The sequence below is a fragment of the Nonomuraea sp. NPDC005730 genome, from assembly GCF_040630865.1.
GTDB lineage: Bacteria > Actinomycetota > Actinomycetes > Streptosporangiales > Streptosporangiaceae > Nonomuraea.
On record NZ_JBEXYK010000136.1, the window covers coordinates 1 to 2460 of the forward strand.

At 68.7% G+C, this 2460-nt stretch carries 1 protein-coding gene; it reads right to left on the reverse strand.

Annotation, left to right across the window (positions count from 1 at the left end; genetic code table 11):
- Positions 1-88: 88 nt before the first annotated feature.
- Positions 89-2149, reverse strand: a complete 2061-nt coding sequence (locus ABZ444_RS51340; protein ID WP_358012694.1) for a transglycosylase domain-containing protein — start codon at positions 2147-2149, stop codon at positions 89-91.
- Positions 2150-2460 lie beyond the last annotated feature (311 nt).

Genomic DNA, 2460 nt, shown 5'->3' on the forward strand with positions numbered 1-2460 from the left:
CGCTGTCTCACCAGCCAGGTCATACCGCGATGACGATCACCCCAGCAACCCAGCGATCTTCAAACCATCCAACGTGCGGAAAACGGGGCTAGCCGGTGCCTGACGGCCGGCCCAGGTTGTCGCGCTGGGTGTCGCGGCCCTCGTCCGGGGGGCCCAGAGGCTGGTCGGAGGGCGCCGTGGGCGTGTCCTGGGGGCGTTCGTCCTGCCGGCCGGTCCTGCCGTTGTCGCCCGAGCCGTCGTCGGTGGGCGCCTCGGTGACCGCCGGGTCGCCGAAGGGCTGTTGCTCGGTGGGGCCCGAGTCGGGGTTGTCCCACTCGTTCTGGTCGGCGGGCGGCGGCGACTGCTGGTCGCGGACGTCGCGGCCGCGGTCGGGCGGCGAGTAGGAGGACTCGTAGCCGTACTGGGAGGGCTCGGGGAACTCCTCGACGGGCTCGCCGGCCATGGCCTCGGTCATGAACGCCCGCCAGACCTGCGCCGGGAGCTGGCCGCCGAACTGCGTGCCGTAGCCGGGGATGGTGACGGTCTCGTCGTCGCTGCGGAACATGTTCACGGCGACGGCGAGCTGCGGGACGAACCCGTTGAACCAGACGTTCTTGGAGTCGTCGGTGGTGCCGGTCTTGCCGGCGACCGGACGGTCGTAGAGGCGGGCGGCGGTGCCGGTGCCGTACTTGACGACCTGCTGCATCGCGTAGACGGTGTCGGCGGCGGCCTGCTCCTCCACCACCTTCGTGGCGACGGGCTTGACCGTCTTCTTCTCGCCCTTGCCGTCGGTCACCGACCTCACCACGTGCGCCTCCATGTGCACGCCCTTGTTGGCGAAGGTGGAGAAGCCCGAGGCGTTCTGGACGGCGCTGACCGAGGACACGCCGAGCGGGAAGGTCGCGTACGCCTGCTGCCCCTGCAACTGCTCCTTGGGAATGCCCGCGGCCTCGGCGACGGCCGCGACCTTGTCCAGGCCGACCTTCTGGCCGAGGTCGACGAAGGCCGTGTTGACCGAGTTCTGGGTGGCGCTGACCAGGTTGATCTGGCCGTAGGAGCGGCCGCTGTCGTTGGGGATGGGCTTGTCGGCCGAGGCCACGCGCAGCGGCGAGTTGCCGTCGACCCTGGTGGACAGGTCGAAGCCGTTGTCGAGCGCGGCGGCCAGCGTGTACGGCTTGAACGTCGACCCCGCCATCCGCTTGGCCGAGAACGCGTTGTCGTAGTCGCCGACCTGGTCGTGGCGGCCGCCGTAGAAGGCGACGACCTCGCCGGTGGCCGGATCGACGGCGGCCAGCCCGGTGCGCACCTTCTTCGGCGTCGAGGCCGGGAGCACGTCCTTGACCGCCTGCTCGGCCGCCGTCATGAGCTTCTTGTCGAACGTCGTGACGATCTTCAGGCCGCCGCTGTTGATGGTCTCGTCGGAGTAGCCGCGCCGGTTGAGCTCGGCGGTGACCTGGTCGAGCATGTACTGGCCCTGGCCCTTGAGCTCGAACGGCTTCTTGGGCGCCTTGAGCACCGGGAAACGCTCGGCGGCGGCCTGCTGACGCGACAGCGCGCCCGTCTGGCCCATGGCGTTGATCACGGCCTGCCACCGGGAGCGGGCCGCGGCGAGGTCGGCACCCTCGGGGTCGGCGAACCGGCTGGGCTGCTGGATGACCGCCGCCAGGTAAGCGCCCTCGGCGACGGTGAGCTTGTCGACGTCCTTGCCGAAGTAGGCGCGGGCGGCCGACTGGACGCCGTTGGCGCCGCGACCGAAGTAGATCGTGTTGAGGTACTGCTCCAGCACCCAGTCCTTCGACTTGGACTGGTCGACCTTCATCGCGATGAGGATCTCTTTGAACTTGCGGGTGACCGAGCGCTCCTGGCTGAGGCCGCTGTAGTAGTTGCGCACGAGCTGCTGGGTGATCGTGGAGCCGCCCTGGAGCTGCTGCCCGGTGACGGTGGACCAGACGGCCCGCGCGGTGCCCTTGAGCGAGACGCCGCCGTCGTTGTAGAACGAGCGGTTCTCGGCGGCGATGACCGCGTCGCGCACGTGCTTGGGCACCTTGGCCAGCTCGACGTTCCTGCGGTCGACGCCCTGCCGGGCGAGCACCGTCTTGGCGTCGCGGTAATAGATCACCGAGCCTTCGGCGGTGGCCGATTTCTGCGTGCTGTCGGGAATGGGAGTCATCGCCCACGCAATGGCGAAAAGACCGGCAAGCACGGCGATTCCGGCGCCGAAAGAGATCAACACTATTCGGAGTACGCGCCGTTTCCGCATGCCTTTTCCACCACCGCCCCGCATCCGAGACCCCCCTCCGAGACACCCTCGCCCAACCCCCGCCAGCTGGGCGAATGTCAAGGGTAAACGATCGATAACGGTGCCTCGTCCCTAAGCGATGGTACGTCTAGTGGCCCGTCACGCAACGTTGACCGGGTAACTGGTCCAGCTTCGGATGGGTGAGCTGGCGGCGAAGCTGGTCTTCGGTTGCGCGCGGGCGT

Bases quoted from the DNA above. Each gene is read 5' to 3' on its own strand.
- ABZ444_RS51340 (WP_358012694.1), bottom strand. From the start codon at position 2,149: ATGACTCCCATTCCCGACAGCACGCAGAAATCGGCCACCGCCGAAGGC.